Raw genomic sequence first — 15,809 nt, 5'->3', positions numbered from 1 at the left:
TCACCCTTCCCCCGACCCGTTCTCGCCGCGGCGACCACTCGCCGGCCCGAAATTCGAGTCGCCGCTCGTGTGGAACTGACCGGAGAACTCCTGCCGCTGCGTTGATTGGTCGAGATCGCGACCGATCGAGACCAAACCGTTGTCAGTGGCCGCGACACCACGGCTGACCTCGCGCACCGTAGTGTCGTGGATCCCACCGTGCACGTCGCGGGTCTGCACGGCCTTCCCCGCGTTACCGGTGAGCACGTTCGACACGTCGCCTCCGTCGACATCGGTCTCTCGTTCCTCGACGCTCGCGGAATCCAGCTCGGTGGGTTGCCCGTGCAGCAGGCCGGAGTTCAACAGCACACCGGAGGGCACCGGTGCGCGCAAGTACCCCGTTCCCGCGTAGTCCTTGGAATCGATCTCCAGCGGTGCCTCGACGAACTCGCTGTGTTGCCGCGTGGTTCGCCCAGCCCGCACGACGTGCTCCATAACGGCTTGGGAGAGTACGGAGGCGACGAGCGTGACGTTCGGATCCGAGTGATCGAGCAACGAGCGAACCGGAGCCGCGTCGACCATGCGCCCCGTGTCGACCATGACCTTGCCCGACGGGGAGTCAACCACGGAGGAATCGGCCACCAGCGCTTCGAACGACTGCGCGGGGCCGAGATGCAGACTCGTGCGCAGTCGGAGCTCGACCTCCGCCGCCCGGACCTCAGCGGCACGACGACGCAGCTCCGCCTGCAGGGAGTCGAAGAACCTGTCGACCACGGCGGCCACGAGGTCAGGTGAGAACCCGAGGAGGTAGCCGTCGCCGCGGAAGGCTCGGAACCAGTGTCCCCGCCAGAGTTCCGCGATACCGGCACGGCTCGCGGCCTGTCCGAGGACATCGGGCAACCACTGTTCCGCGATCATCTTCTGCTGGACGTCGTTGTGCCTGCTGAAGTGGCGAACGTCCACCGCGAGTATCCCGGTTTGCTCACCGATCGAGCGATTGTCGGTGGGGAGTTCTAGGTCCACCAGTGCTCCTTCTTCGCGTCTTCGCGTGCGACTGACGGAAGTGAGGCTGCCCTGTCACCTGGCGGTGTTCTGTCCAGAACTGGACACATCGACCTCGCTGAAAGCACGAAGCGACGTGATGTCGATCACGTGAAGCTTTCCCCGGGAGATCCGCACGAGCCCTGCCGCCTTCCACTCGGCGAGGACCGGCGTGACGGCCGACCGCGCCAGTCCCAGCCCTGAGGCCAGCTCTTCCTGCGACATCGCGATGGTGGCCGGACAAGGGTGATCAGGACCCGCGACATCGATGAGCGCCGCGAGGAAGTCCGCGAGCCGCGCCGAGGCGGTGCGGTGAGCCAGCTGCCAAGAATGCGCGGAGCTCTCACGCACCTTGCCCAGTATGTAAGCGTCCAACTTCGATTCCAGGCCGAATCGCTGGAGGAGCTCACCGAACCGCTCGTCGGGGAGCTTGTAGGTGATGCCGGGTTCGATGGCCTGCACCGTGGCCGACCTCGGACCTCCGTCTCGACCGGAGAACTCGCCTATCACGTCACCGGGACCGCGGACGGCGAGCGCGAGCTCGCGGCCGTCGGGTTCGGAGTACACGACCTTCAACCGGCCGGACAGGCACAGCAGTACCCACCCGCCTGCTTGCCCTTGGTGCAGCACGCGCTCCCGCGCGTGGTGCGTGCTGCGAACACCTTGCTGTACCAGTGCTGCCCAGGCATCGCTCGGTATGAGAGAGCGGAAACCACGTGGGCCGCGGAAGTCGTTGACGGCACTCACGACCAAGTATGTAGCTCCTGATCGCCGGGAGGTGGTCCGGGAAAGCCCAAGATCACTCGAACAGCCCTGCCCAGCCTGCCGCCAGCGCGGTGAAGAGCGATGCGCCGAAGGCCCAGATGGCCGGTGTGACGGCGCGGAACTTGCGTCGAGCGATCCGGCTGGTCGCCCACACCTGCTGAGTGAGCGACAGCTGCAGCTGTTCACCGTCCTCCAACAGATCCCGATATACGGACGCGAAACCATCCGATGCCGGAGAGCAACGAGCGATGTTGTCGAAGTGGAGAAGCGACCGTGAGTCCCCCGTGCTCAGCCGAGGTGTGAACACCCACAGCGCGAAGACGATGCTCAGAGACGCCAAACCGAGGCTGACGAACAGCAGAACCGCGTAGAGCCAACTGGCCGCCCAATCATTCGGCGCGGAGAGAGCTCGCACCAGTACACCGCCGAGCACACCATTCGCGGCCAGCACAGCTGCGGCCTTCGTATCCGCGACCTTGATGAGGTCGGTGGTCTGCTGGAGCGTTTTCCACACGTCTTCGGTGTTGACCATGGCTTCGAGTCTGCGCAGCATCGACCGCCGAGTGCTACCGGCATGAGGGTGAGAGGCGGCCGATCTCAACGTGTTGGAACGGCCTCACACACAGCCGTTTTCGATGTGGTGGGTACTTCGAGCATATGGCCGATAACTATCGACGACTCAGCCATTCCGGGAGCCTTCCCCGTCAGGGGAACGCAGCTCGGTCTCCCGGCAACACACCTGCCGGAGACCTCGAACCCAAGTCGAAGCAAGTTCGCCGCGTGGCGTCCCCACCACCGCACGTGTCACGAGCACACACACGAGGATTTCTTCCCGCCGCCGCAACGGCATTCCAATCGGGAGAAAACCACGTGACGTGACGCAGATCTCGCGGCAATGTTGCTTTCAACACAACGGCGTTGCAGTGATATCCATTTGTTACCCACTCACCCCTACACCAGGAAAAACCAAGGAAAACAAACCCAGCACACTGTTACGCACCGGAAAGCAACACCGTTCACCGAGCCCTACGGATGTTGACACACCCCGAGTCGCTACTTACGTTTCGTCCAATGCAACGTTGTTGTACAAAATCCAGCACGGATTCAACGGGAAACGGCCCTGCCGATACGCTGCTGCGCCGTCGGCTCGACCCGCACGGGGGTGGGTTACATGCCTTCCGTACCTGTTGATCCCACCGACTCGCCCCGACAGCCCGCGGCATCGACGATGCACAGGGTCGTGAGCGCGAGCTTCATCGGCAACCTGGTCGAGTGGTTCGACTACGCCGTCTACGGCTACCTCGCCACCACGATCGCCGGTGTCTTCTTCCCCACGAGCTCCCCCACTGCCGGGCTGCTGGCAACGTTCAGCGTTTTCGCGCTGTCGTTCGTCATCCGCCCCGTGGGTGGGCTCTTCTGGGGCCATTTCGGCGATCGGGTCGGCAGGCGCACCGCTCTGTCACTGTCCATTCTGATCATGTCCGCGGCGACCTTCGTGATCGCCCTGCTGCCCGGATACGCCTACGTCGGCATCGCAGCACCCCTGTTGCTGCTGGTCACCAGGCTCGTGCAGGGGTTCTCCGCGGCGGGCGAGTACGCGGGCGCTTCGGCGTTCCTCTACGAGTACGCTCCGAAGAAGCGCCGGGGCTTCTACACCGGTGTGGTGCCGGCGAGCACCGCCGCCGGACTCCTGCTCGGCTCGCTCGTGGTCACGTTACTGACCACAACCCTCTCGGACGAAGCGATGGCCTCCTGGGGATGGCGCGTTCCGTTCCTGCTCGCGGCACCGTTGGGGATCATCGGCCGCTACATCCGGCTGAAGCTCGAGGACACCCCCGAATACCGGGAACTGGAACACCAGCAGTCGGCCACGCAAGCCCCGCTGAAGGAGACCTTCACCCACAACAAGAGCAGGCTCCTGATCGCTTTCGGCGTGGCCAGTCTCAACGCTGTCGGGTTCTACATGCTTCTCAGCTACATGCCGACCTATCTGTCCAACGAGCTCGGCATGGGTGAGACCAGCTCGTTCGTGTCCACCAGCGTCACGCTCGTCGTCTACATCGCCGCGGTGCTCGCGATGGGTCTGCTGTCGGACCGGGCCGGCCGAGTGAGGATGCTCACCACCGCCGGAGTGCTCTTCGCCGTGCTGACGGTCCCGGTGTTCCTCCTCCTCGGGGTCAGCGGTCTGGTCGGTGTAGTACTGATCCACACGGCACTGGGACTCGTGCTCAGCACGAACGACGGCACCCTTCCCGCTTTCCTGGCCGAGCTGTTCCCGACCCGGGTCCGCTACAGCGGTTTCGCGTTCAGTTTCAACACGGCCAACGCGCTCTTCGGAGGGACGGCCCCCTTCGTGGCCACCTCCCTGATCCACGCGAGCGGAAGCCCGATCGCCCCCGCGTGGTACCTCGCGGCCGCCGGGCTCGCCGCGGCGCTGATCATGCTCGCCGCACGCCATGTTTCCCCCGGAGACGGGTCTCCGGAACCGGCTCAGGCCACCCAACACCCCGCAGCTCAGCAGGACGGATTCGCCCGATGAACACGAAACGACTCAAAACCATCCACAACGGAGAGCGCGTCGTCCCGACGTTCTCCGAGAGCGAGATGCAACGACGCGTGAGCGCGCTACGCGAGCGCATGACCGAATCCGGTGTGGACGCGGTGGTGTTCACCAGTTACCACAACGTCAACTACTACAGCGACTTCCTCTACACCGCGTTCGGGCGTAACTACGCGCTTGTGGTCACCCACGACAGCCATGTGACGGTCTCGGCCAACATCGACGCGGGCCAGCCGTGGCGACGCAGTTTCGGCGACAACATCGTCTACACCGACTGGCAACGCGACAACTACCAGCACGCCATCGCCACGGTGCTCTCCGACGCCGGAGTCACCCGCGGCCGCCTCGGTGTCGAGGACGACGACATCCCCCCGATGCTGCGCGCCCAACTCGCCACGGCTCTCCCCGGCTTCGAGCTCGTCGACGTCTCCGCGGCAACCATGGCGCAACGAATGATCAAGTCCGCCGAGGAGATCGCTCTGATCAAGCAGGGCGCGCGCATCGCCGACCTCGGCGGAACCGCCGTGGTCGATGCCATCACCGAGGGGATCCCCGAGTACGAGGTCGCGCTGGCGGGAATCCGGGCGATGGTCCGCGAGATCGCGCGCACCTTCCCCGAGGCCGAACTGCGCGACACCTGGGTGTGGTTCCAGTCCGGGGTAAACACCGACGGTGCCCACAACTGGCCCACCTCTCGGCAGGTCCGGCGCGGTGACCTCCTCAGTCTGAACTGCTTCCCCATGATCGCCGGGTACTACACCGCCCTGGAACGCACCCTCGTGTACGGCGAGCCCACCGAGGCGCAGCTGCGGCACTGGAGGGTCAACACCACCGTGCACGAGCGAGGTCTGGAACTCATCCGCCCGGGCGCGGTCTGCGCCGACATCGCCGCGGAGCTGAACGAAGTCTACGAGAGCGAGGGGCTGCTCGAGCACCGCACCTTCGGCTACGGCCACTCCTTCGGAGTGTTGTCGCACTACTACGGCCGGGAAGCGGGCTTGGAGCTGCGCGAGGACATCACCACCGTTCTCGAGCCGGGCATGGTGGTGTCGATGGAGCCGATGATCACCGTTCTGGAGGGACAGCCCGGCGCGGGCGGGTACCGCGAGCATGACATCCTCGTGGTCACCGAGAACGGTGCCGAGAACATCACAGGCTTCCCCTACGGACCCGACCACAACATCCTCCCCGCCTGACGGCGGCCCGAAGGCTGTTCCGGTCTCCGCTCCTCATCCGAGGGGTGGAGACCGGGGTCGTCGCGGCCCACGCGATGCGCGGTGGCACAGGAGCACAGCACGACCATGACCGACAACGACGAGCTCGCTCAGCAGGAACCGAGGAACGCGTCCTCGATGCTGCGCAACGGCATCCGCATTCTGCATGCCTTCTCCGTGGACGAGCCCGCCCTCGGGGTCACCGAGATCTCACGCAGGGTGGACCTGCACAAGAGCACGGTCTCCCGACTACTGCATCAGCTCGAACGGATGGACCTCGTCCTGCGAGACCAGGAAAGCGGACGCTTTCGGCTCGGTCTGGGCCTGATCGGTATCGCCGGTCCCCTGCTGGCCAATCTCGACGTGCGGCGCCAGGCCTACCCTTTCCTGGAGCGCCTCTCAGAACGCACCGGCGAGACCAGTGCCCTGCTCGTGTGGAGCGGGCACGAATCCGTCTCGGTCGAACAGGTCGCCAGCCCGAAGCAGGTCAAGCACACCAGTCCCATCGGAACCCGCTACACCACCTCGGCCAGCGCATCGGTTCAGGTGTTCCTGTCCGAACTCCCCGAAGGCCGAGTCCGAGAACTGCTGGAACGGGGACTGTTGAGCCCCGTCCACCACGACGAGTCCGACGTGAGCGCCTACCTCGAACGGCTCACGACCGTTCGCGAGTCCGGAGTGGCCGTCAACGCGGGAGAGACCCATGTGGAGGAAGTCGGTATCAGCGCACCCGTGCGCGATCACCGCGGACATCTCGCCGCCGCCCTGCTGCTCTCGGCTCCCAGCTTCCGCGTCTCCCCCGAACTACGTGTCCACTTGGCCGAGACCGTGCGTGCGACGGCCGCCGAGGTTTCCGCCCGACTCGGCGCGAACAAAGGCGGCGAGACGAACATGCCACCTCCCCTCCGACCTCATGAGCACGCCGAATGACCACTGGCCCATCGGTCGAACGCCTGTGCAGCCGGGCGGAGCCGAAAGGACAAGAGCGCACGCGCTTGGTCGCGCGGTCCGCACCGGAGTGCCATCGTGGACGTGGCCGGTGCGGCTTCGTGAGGACCTGGAGACGAGCATGGCGCGAACGCCTTCCGTAGTGGTTTTCGACGTCAACGAAACCCTGTCCGACATGACCCCGATAGCCGAACGGTTCACCGAAATCGGTGCCCCCGAACACCTGGCCAAAACGTGGTTCGCCGTGCTCGCGGACGGTGCACTGCGCACGCTGCTGAACGAGGTCCAGCTCGACCGCGACCTCGACGCCGCCGTGGAGCACGTCCTGTCCGGCTTCATGGACCTACCGGTCCACCCCGACGTACCGGACGGAGCGCGAGCACTGCGCGCGGCCGGGTTCCGCCTGGTGACGTTGAGCAACGGGTCGACGCGGGTCGCCGAGCGGTTGCTCACCCGCGCGGGCATCCGCCAGGCGTTCGAGGTGTTGTTGTCGGTCGAGGACGCCGGAAGCTGGAAACCCGCCCGGGACGCGTACGAGTACGCCGCCCGGACGTGCGGCACCGATCCGGCCGAGATGCTGCTCGTGGCCGTGCACCCATGGGACATCGACGGCGCGGCTCGTGCCGGGATGAGCACGGCGTGGCTCAACCGCGGTGGGACCCCGTACCCCGGTCACTTCACCCGTCCCGAGCACACCGCACCGACGCTGAACGAGCTTTCGGACGAGCTCGCCGGATGAGCCCGTAACTGGCTCCGGCCGTGGGGGGGCTCTTCCACTCGGCATCGAACACCCCGCTTCCCGGCCGCCGGCAGCTGTACCACTCACCCCCGAACGCATCGATGTCGTGCCGAACCGACCAGCGGCTGCTCAAGGACCGCGGAGAGCGGGTGAGGTCTCCGGCACAACGCCCGTGAGGAGGGACTTCGCGTTGCCGCACCGCGTTCGTTCCGGGAGGGTCGGCACGAGCTGGGTAGCACACGGCGACGATTCGAGGAGGACGCGATGCACGAACACACCGCCGTGGTCGAGGGCATCCCGATGCGTTGGCTCGAGCGCGGGCAGGGAACTCCCGTGGTACTCGTGCACGGCATCCCCACCTCACCGGAGCTGTGGCGACACGTCGCGCCGCTGGTCGACGGAGCACGGTGCCTGGCGTGGGAGATGCTCGGCTACGGTACGAGCATCCCGGCCGGGCACGGTCGGGACATCTCCGTAGCCCGGCAGGCCGAGTACCTCGTCAAGTGGCTGGATCACCTCGGTATCGAGCAAGCGGTGCTGGTGGGGCACGACCTCGGCGGCGGTGTGGTGCAGAACCTCGCCACGCAGCACCGCTCGCGGGTGGCCGGAGCCGTGTTCACCAACTCGATCTGCTACGACTCCTGGCCGATCCCGAGTGTGGAGGCGATGCAGCGGGGGAAAGCGTTCCTGCGCCGGATGCCCGAGACCGCCGTCTACCCGATGTTCGTGTCCCTGCTGCGACGCGGCCACGACAATGCCGTGCGCGCCGGTGAGTCGATCGGGCAGCACTGGCGGCACTACGTCACGCACGGCGCGGCAGGCGCCCTCGTCCAGCAGACCAGCGCCCTCGATGTGGTGGACACCAGGGCGATCGCCGACCGGTTGCCACAACTGAACATGCCGGCACGGGTGGTGTGGGGTGCCGCCGACCGTTTCCAGAAGCTGCACTACGGCAGGCGCCTGGCCCGCGACCTGGGCACCGAACTGCAGCGCATCGACGGCGGGCGCCACTTCACCCCCGAGGACCACCCCGAGCGAATCGCCGCCGCGATCACCGGCGTCATGCGGCAAGCCACGTGAAAAGTCCTCGTGCTCCGCGGGGACTCGCGGGGCAGGTGGCGGTACCGGCGGCGGATGGCGCACGTGCCCCTGGGGTTGTTAGCTGTTCCCGCTCCTGTGTAACTGTGTGCCAAACATCGCCACGGGAAGACCCCGCACCCACGGGTGCGGCCAAGGCCGCGTAGCAATACGACGGCTCAGAAAGCGCACGTTTCTACACACTTTCTGAACGGAATTCGTACCCCGTGGAGGCGCACGATCCGTACGTCTCTCCCGAGGAGCGCACGACAACCAGCTTCGCCTCCCCACCGAGCTCCGAAGCTCCGCCGGGCGCACGCCGCGTCGCGCGCCCGGCGGGCACACCTGCTACATCAGGCGGGCCTACATCAGCCGGGCCTGGCCGTACGGGACGAGGCGAACGGGACCGGCGAGGCCGTAACGGGAACGGTCGACCGCCCCGTACACATCCGGGCGGAAGACGCGCATCCGGTTGAGCAGTGTCGACGCCATCTCGATCTCGATCGTGTTGCGCCCCTCCCGCAGGAAACCGCCCACATCGACGACCGCGGTCTGCTGGTCGGCGGGCGGCAGCGCCTTTCCGTTCACCGAGACGCGGAACGTGTCTGAGACCTCCCCGAGATGCAGGTACGCGCCGTGTCCACCCGTCCAGGCGGGTCCGAGGTGGACCGTGGCCGAATACCGCCCCACCCCGGACACGTCCGCCAAGCCGGGCAGTTCCGTCCACGGCACCGGGGAGTCGAGTTCCCTCTCGTGGCCGCGAACGTCCGTCTCGGTGGGCGAGGCTCCGGGACGCCAGTCCTCGAGCGTCAACTTCCAGTCCGTGAGTGGGAGCTCGTCCGGCACCGAGTCGATCCGCGTCGAAACGGTCCGGGCGTTCGCCAACGTCGAGCGGTACGTCCCGCTCGACGCGGCGCGCACCACCACCCGTTCCTCGATCTCCTTCACCGCGTCCGCCTCGGTGGACCGCACGCCGCGTCCCGCCGCGACACCGTCACCGAGCCAGTTCGGTCGGGCCAGCACGATCACGGTGGCGGCTCCTGGGTCGAGACGAACCCGCAACCGGACGGCGCCGCGTTCGGCCTCGTGGACCACGGCCCGCTCGACGCCGCCGGTCCACAGATCGAGGCGATACGGGATCACCGGCCACACGGTGGTGGCGAAAGTGACGTCGTGATCGACCACCTCGTCGTCGGAGCCGTTGACGAAGTAGTAGTACTCGGCGTCGTCCTCGTGGCGTCGGGCGTGCAGCAGCGGTGACGACTCGGCGTAGCGCACGTCCGGCCGCAGGCCCAGCGCCGCCACCCCGTCCGCGATCCCCGCACGGCTGTCGACGCGGTGCACCGAGGGCTGGGCGAGCAACCGCGCCATGACCTCGGTGAGCTCCTCGTTCTCACCTGGTTCGGGAACACCCGGCACCGTGGGTGCGTCCCAACCACCGACCGCGAGGATCGGCAGGCCGTCACGGGCGAACTCGAGCAACCGCCGCGCCGTGGCCAGCGGCATCGTCTCCACCTTCCCGTTGAAGGCGTCGCCCTCGAACACGAGCATCTTGTAGCCGGGGCCGTCCGAGGCCAGCCTGCCGTCCGCCACTCGCGCCGACGGAAGTTCGAGCAGGCGCGGGCTGAGGAACTGGTGCGTCCAGCCCAGCGGGATGCCCTCGGGGGTGAACCACGCCGCGCCGAAGCCGGTGCCCGCATAGCCCTTCTGGCGGAGGAAGGCCACGTCGACCCGCGACGTCCCGGTCTGCAGCACGAACTGCGAACGTGCCATGAACCCCGCGATGTCGGGAGCGTGTCGCCAGATCGGGTGCCTCGGTCCCCACGACTCGCTGTAACCGACACCGCCGTCGTAGGGGGTGAACGCGGCGAATCCGGGCCAGCGGGCTCCCGGCGCGTTGGCGTAGGAGAACCCGTGCAGCACCGCCTGGTTGACGCCCGCGGCGTATTCGCGGGAGACCGTGCGCACGACGTGGTCCCACGTGGTGTTGTACGAGCCGCCGTACACGGCGGCGGCCTCGCTGGAGAGCCGCTCGTTGCCGCCCATGTCGCGGCCACCTGCCAGCGAGCGGAAGTCGTCGAGGTTGTTGAACCCCAGCGACTCGCCTTCGGGCGTGTCCACGACGGCGGAGCTCGCCAACGCGTCGGTCTCCAGACCGTACGGCTGGATGCGCAATCCGAGCCCGAGCCCGTGCAACCACTCCTGCAGCGGGCGCAGGTGGTGCTCGATGTAGAGCTCGGAGCGGACGTCGTTGAGATCGTCGGACACCCGACGGTCGGTCACGCCGTCGTAGGAGAACACGCCGTCCTCGTGCATCCGCAGCACGACCGGCAGGTACGGCAACAGGTCGTATCCCTTGCGCCGCCGGAACTCGTCGAACATCGCCGGTGTCCACAGCGTCGCTTCGGTTTCCAGCTCGATGGAGTCCTCGAACATCGCTCCGCCGGTGCGCCGGATCAGTTCCCGGAGCCGCGGGTTGAGGATCTCCCCTTCCCAGAAATCGATCACGGCCTGTGTGCCAGCCGCGCTGAAGTGGTCGACGACGTAGGAGGCCGGCTCGGTGTGCGGGCCGGCTTCCGGGCGCTGCCCCGAGCCGCGCAGCCAGGTGGCGATGATCAGCCAGGTACCGTCGTCCGGGGCGGTGAACCCGAGACGCCCGTCGCGCACGGAGTCCATGAGGTCGGTGACGCTCGCCGGGTCCAACCGGTACGGCTTTTCCAACGCGGCGCCGTCGGCGAGCCGGGCTGCCTGCACCGTGTGCAGCCTGCGTTCGGTGACACCGGAGGCGGGTTCGACCGCCGGGCCGGGAATCTCGCCGTCGTAGCTGCCGCCGTCGACCTTCACGAGCCCGTGCGCCAACTCGCTCACGGCTGCCGTGCTCTGCGGAGTCACGGTAGGCAGTGCCGCGGGCCACGACGGTCCGATCGTGATGTCGACGGTCACGCCGCGCTCGGCCGCCCTGCCCAGCGCCGCTTCCACCGCCGCGACCCACGGTCGGGTTCCCCAACCGTGCTCGGCCGGGTCCAACGGCTCCTCGACGCTGTGGTGCACGTCCGCGATCTCGACACCGCCGAATCCGGCGTCGGCGATCTGGTCGACCTCCCGCGCGATCTCCGTCGGGTCGACCAGGCCGTGCGGCCACCACCAGCGGAACCTGCCCTGCACTGAACGGGGCGGGATGGCGAACGCCTCGGCGAAGGAACCCGCGTGGGACCCCTGCGCCGCCGCCTTACCGCCTCCCGGAAGGCTCCACGGCAGGGCGGCCGCGACGCCCGCCCCGGCCGTCGCCGCGAGAATGGTTCTTCTGGATACCTCGTTCATCGGGGACCTCCACCCTGGTGCAGTTGTGAGCTGAAGCTGTAGTTACCCGGCCCGACCGAGTAGACGGCACAGCCGTCCGTATAGGACTCGAACTTCACTTCCTTCGAAGCGCGGACGTGACGACCGTTGAGCCACACCGCCTGCGGACGAATCGTGGGAACGTGGATCTCACCGACCGAGTTGGCCGGGATGGTGACGTCGAACTCGAAATCCCGACTACCCTGGCCTTTCAGGCGCCAGGAGCTGCTGATCCGGCCACGCGGACCGTCGTAGTAACCGTCGACGTGGGTGAGCGGATGCTCGTCGGTGCCGACGAGTCGAGGCTTGACCACCGCCTTCCCGTAGGCGACAGAGTCGGGGGCACGCTGGATACCGGCCAACCCCGTGCTGAACCACTCATCGATCTGCAGCAGGATCATGTGGTTCAGCGACGAACTGTTCTCCGGGGCGTGCCAGTGCTCCGGAACGGTGGTCATGCCGTGGGGGTTCATCTCGCTGGGCCGCAGGAAAGCCCCGTAGCTCGGCCTGGTGGTCTCGTGCAGCACGTCCCAGACGACGTCGGCGCGCCCGCCCTCGGTCAGCGCGCGGAAGGTGGGGCCGAGCGAGATCGTTCCACCGCTGAGGTGTGGCCCACCACCGGACGGGTGGTAGGCGTGGATCCGCCGCACCAGGTCGTCCAGGACGTGCTTTTCCTGCCCGTCCGGGACCAGCCCCGCGTCCAGCGCCAGCGCGTCGTCGGCCTGGGTGCCGACCGTGCCGTCGTTGCCCTCGTTGGTGTAAGCGCGGAGCTTTTCGTTGAAGAAGCGGGCGTTGAACTCGTCCCTGATGTCGGCGGCGAGGTCGCTGTAGCGCCGGGCGTCGGCGCTCCTGCCGAGCGCGTCGGCCATCCGCGCCAGCTTGTGGGTCATCCGGTAGTAGGCGTAGGTGCCGGTCAGCAGCTTCGGAGTGCGGTCGTCCGCGGCCACCCAGTCACCGAGTCCGCCACGGACCAGGTTCGTACCGCCGTCCGCACCGGCCTGCACCGTGCGGACGAAATCGTGGTAGCCGACCATGTCCGGGTAGTACTCGGCCATCGTGGCGGTGTCCCCGTGGTGCTGCCACAGCCACCACGGCAGGACGATCACCGAACTGCCCCAGTTGATGTCGTCGCGGTACCCACCGCCGAACACCGGGAATTCCGGGGCGTGTGCGGGAACCATCCCAGCGTCGGGCCCCGAGGCGAGCTGGGCTTCGCGCATCACCCGCTGCATGTGCGGCAGATAGGCCGACATCTCGAAGTTGCGGTGGATGGCCTGGATCGAGTGCAGCACGTCGGCCAGCCAGCCCAGTTTCTCCCGGTTGGGACAGTCGGTGAAGATCGACTGCGTGTTGCTGGCGATCGAGTGGGTGCTCATCCGGTGGATCCGGTTGACCATGTCGCTGGAGGTGGACACGTCGCCGGAGACGTCCATCGACGCGCGGATCGGCAGCGCGGTCAGCATCCCCTTCGTCGCCCGGTGGCCCGAGGGAAGTCCGGTGAGCTGGACGTACTGGAAGCCGTGGTACACGAACTGCGGGCGCCACCGCTCACCCCGCGCTGCACCGGCGGTGGTGTAGGTGTCGTAGATGTGCTCGTCACTGCCCATGCTGGACGCGTCGACGGTGCCGTCGCCGTGCAGCGACTCGGCGGGCTGCATCTTGAGCACGGTTCCCGCGGGCACCGAGGGGTCGACGCGGAGGTCGAACAGCGCGGAGAAGTTCTGTCCGAAGTCGAACACCCAGGTTCCGGGTTTCGGCTCGGTGACGGCCACCGGAGCGACGGTGTCGACGATCCTGACCGGATTGCCCTGCCGCCAGGCGAGGTCGGTCGCCAGGTTGGGCGGCGGGGCGATGCCCGCGTCGATCCAGCCGGTCGGTTCACCGTTCCCGCGCGTGGCCGCGGCCGACAGGTCGGCCCCCGGCCGGTCCCAACCGGGCTGTTCGCGGCGCGCGTCGTAGTCGGTGCCCGCGTACCAGTTGTCGGTGACCGACGGGCCGAGCGCGGTGCGCCACTGCCGGTCGGTGACGATCGTGTCGGTGGATCCGTCCGCGTAGCCGACTTCCAGGCGCGCCAGCAGTCGCGGGCTGATGGCGGTGCGGGCCTCGTTGGCGGTGCCGGAGTGGTTGACGGTGGCACCCTTGTCGTGCCCGTGGGCGAGGGGCTCGCTGAAGCCGATGCCGCTGCCGTCCGCACCGACGGTGCCCACCGCTGTGATGACGCGGCTTTCCAGCCGGGTGCCGCTGTCGCCGGTGTCGATGTCCACCGTGGCCCCGACGTCGAAACCGTCGACATCGGCCACCCTGATGCTCGTATCGCCAGTCCCGGTCGCCGCGGCCAGCGTCGTCGGCTGCACGATCTCACTGGTGAACTTGTCGTAGGCCTCGGTTCGCCCCACGGCCGGATTGGTGACCTCGACGGCGTTGAAGATGCCGTTGCCGAGCTGGACTCCGAGGACGTTCGGGCCGCTTTCCAGCAGCTCGGTGACGTCGTAGGTTCCCACCTCGACCGACTGCTGCGGGTTGGAGTCGCCGGGCAGGTGGACCGCGTCGGTGACTCGCCTGCCGTTCAGCGTGGCGTCATAGGCACCGAGGCCTGCCAGGTAGAGCCGTGCCCGGGTCACGGTCCTGCCGTCGTCGACCGTGAAACCACGGGCGAAGACCGGTAATGGAGCGGTGTTGTCGCGGTCGGGATGCTCGATCCACACGGCGGGCGACCAGTCGGACCGGTCCAGCAGTCCGAGCTCCCACCGCGACGGAGCGCTCCACTCCGAGACCGTGCCGTGGGCGTCGGTGACCCGCACCTGCCAGACGACCGGCTGCCGCGAGCCGAGGGGCTCACCGGCGTAGGGCACTCCGGTCGAGGTGCCGGATCGCACCCATCCGGTGTCCCACAAGTCCGGTGTGGCGAGCTTCTCCGCGCTGCTGGCAGCGCGAATCCGGTAAGCGTGCTGGGTTCCCCGCCCCAGACGCCAGCCAAGCAGCGGGGTGCGGTTGTCCACACCCAGCGGCTGGTCGAACCGTCCCGCGACCGACAAGCCGCCGAGCGTTTCCCCGCCTACGGCAGTGGCCGCCGCGGCTTCGGCCCCGAGAGCAACCGTCGTGCCGCTGCTGGCCAGGCCCGCGGCACTCGCGGCCGTGGCCTGGAGGAATTTCCTGCGGGACACACCGTCCGCCCCCGATGACATCTCAGCCATGAGCACGTTTTCCTTCTCGCTCGTCACGTCTTACCAATCGGGCCGGAAACCCGCCGCCGTCACGAATCCCGACCCGAGCAATCGAACTGAAACGTTCAAATACAACCCACATCGCCACCACCTCGAATAATCCGGAGGACCGCGGACACCGCGAAGGTCGCATGCAGAACAGCTGAGCAGGGTTTCCACGGAAAACAGAAACCAGCAGAATCACCCGAGCAGTGAGTTACCACTGAACCTCAAAGGCCGTTTCGACGGAAAGCTACGTCCTGCTCAAGCGCGCACACCCACACGACCTTCTACGCGACACAGGAATTAAAAGCAGAGCGTTCTGCCGCCGAGGGCACACCTGCGGATACGAGACCGCACACCCTTCCGTTCATCAGGTCATCGAATAATTGAAAAGACCTGAACCGATGCTTTTTCCGCATCCGTGCGGCCAACGGCGAATTGCCGAACAAGCGCCGAGCCGCTTCTCAGCACTGTCGACGCTCCGTGAAGGCGCTTCTCGGCAAACGAGCCGGGCTCGACGCGCGCCGAACCCGGGCACCACGACATCCCCTCCCGAAGCACCTGGAGACGCCACGGAGTTCGAGAGCCGCTTCGGCTACCACAGGTACTGCCATCGGTTCCTCCCTTTATGAAACGTTTCACGGACTATGGCAGCGATCACCCACCTAAGCAAGACATCAGTTCGACAAAATCTCGTAACGCCTGGCAAGCAGCCACTCTCGATCCACATCGGACCAGGATGAGCACTATCCAAGCGTTATGACGTTTCATTACTGAGCGTCCTGACGACCACGCGCACCGACAGCGGCAACGGCCGTTCGAGCAAGGTGTGATCCCCTTGACTTGAGCTCGTAACCCGTGCTCCCTGGCCACCCAGTCCTACTGCGCGCCGGTTCGGTGGAGCAGGCGATCCTTCGAGTGCTCGCCACGGAAAGTGCCGC

10 protein-coding genes are annotated in these 15,809 nt (G+C 67.1%); 5 read left to right on the top strand and 5 right to left on the bottom strand.

Translation table 11 applies throughout. The features are described 5' to 3' along the window. The 3 genes from BLR41_RS10445 to BLR41_RS23490 are packed head-to-tail and all read right to left on the bottom strand — an operon-like array spanning position 1 to position 2,338. Entirely contained in the window at positions 1 to 1,002 is a 1,002-nt protein-coding gene (locus tag BLR41_RS10445) for a hypothetical protein (RefSeq protein ID WP_092627816.1), read from the bottom strand. Positions 1,003 to 1,056: 54 nt separating this feature from the next. Continuing rightward, a complete protein-coding gene (locus BLR41_RS10440; RefSeq protein ID WP_092627815.1) occupies positions 1,057 to 1,767 on the bottom strand; it encodes a Crp/Fnr family transcriptional regulator in 711 nt (236 codons plus the stop codon). A 52-nt stretch (positions 1,768 to 1,819) separates the two neighbouring features. Beyond that, positions 1,820 to 2,338 carry a Pycsar system effector family protein gene (locus tag BLR41_RS23490; RefSeq protein WP_245694043.1) on the bottom strand — a complete coding sequence of 173 codons (519 nt, stop codon included), beginning with the start codon at positions 2,336 to 2,338 and terminating at the stop codon, positions 1,820 to 1,822. Positions 2,339 to 2,956: 618 nt separating this feature from the next. Here BLR41_RS23490 and BLR41_RS10430 point away from each other — a divergent pair. The 5 genes from BLR41_RS10430 (at position 2,957) to BLR41_RS10410 (ending at position 8,326) form a co-directional block, all read left to right on the top strand. After that, positions 2,957 to 4,324 carry an MFS transporter gene (locus BLR41_RS10430; RefSeq protein WP_092627925.1) on the top strand — a complete coding sequence of 456 codons (1,368 nt, stop codon included), beginning with the start codon at positions 2,957 to 2,959 and terminating at the stop codon, positions 4,322 to 4,324. Further along, positions 4,321 to 5,541: an aminopeptidase P family protein gene (locus BLR41_RS10425; protein WP_092627814.1), complete on the top strand. Its 1,221-nt coding sequence runs from the start codon at positions 4,321 to 4,323 to the stop codon at positions 5,539 to 5,541. Before BLR41_RS10430 ends, BLR41_RS10425 begins: the two co-directional genes overlap by 4 nt. Before the next feature lie 105 nt (positions 5,542 to 5,646). Continuing rightward, a complete protein-coding gene (locus BLR41_RS10420; protein WP_092627924.1) occupies positions 5,647 to 6,489 on the top strand; it encodes an IclR family transcriptional regulator in 843 nt (280 codons plus the stop codon). Positions 6,490 to 6,628: 139 nt separating this feature from the next. Continuing rightward, positions 6,629 to 7,246 (top strand): haloacid dehalogenase type II, encoded by a 618-nt coding sequence (locus BLR41_RS10415; protein WP_092627923.1) that lies wholly within the window; start codon positions 6,629 to 6,631, stop codon positions 7,244 to 7,246. 264 nt (positions 7,247 to 7,510) lie between these two features. Continuing rightward, entirely contained in the window at positions 7,511 to 8,326 is an 816-nt protein-coding gene (locus BLR41_RS10410) for an alpha/beta fold hydrolase (protein ID WP_092627813.1), read from the top strand. Positions 8,327 to 8,686: 360 nt separating this feature from the next. On the opposite strand, the gene BLR41_RS10405 is transcribed toward BLR41_RS10410, so the two are convergent. Next, on the bottom strand, positions 8,687 to 11,644 hold the full coding sequence (locus BLR41_RS10405; protein ID WP_092627812.1) for a glycosyl hydrolase: 2,958 nt from the start codon (positions 11,642 to 11,644) through the stop codon (positions 8,687 to 8,689). Next, a complete protein-coding gene (locus tag BLR41_RS10400; protein WP_092627811.1) occupies positions 11,641 to 14,856 on the bottom strand; it encodes an alpha-L-rhamnosidase in 3,216 nt (1,071 codons plus the stop codon). The genes BLR41_RS10405 and BLR41_RS10400 overlap by 4 nt, the downstream gene beginning before the upstream one ends. Between the last annotated feature and the right edge of the window lie 953 nt (positions 14,857 to 15,809).

Source organism: Actinopolyspora mzabensis (assembly GCF_900101095.1).
In the GTDB taxonomy this organism is placed as follows: domain Bacteria; phylum Actinomycetota; class Actinomycetes; order Mycobacteriales; family Pseudonocardiaceae; genus Actinopolyspora; species Actinopolyspora mzabensis.
Note: the sequence above shows the minus strand (reverse complement) of the source record. Positions and strands in the feature narration are given on the sequence as shown.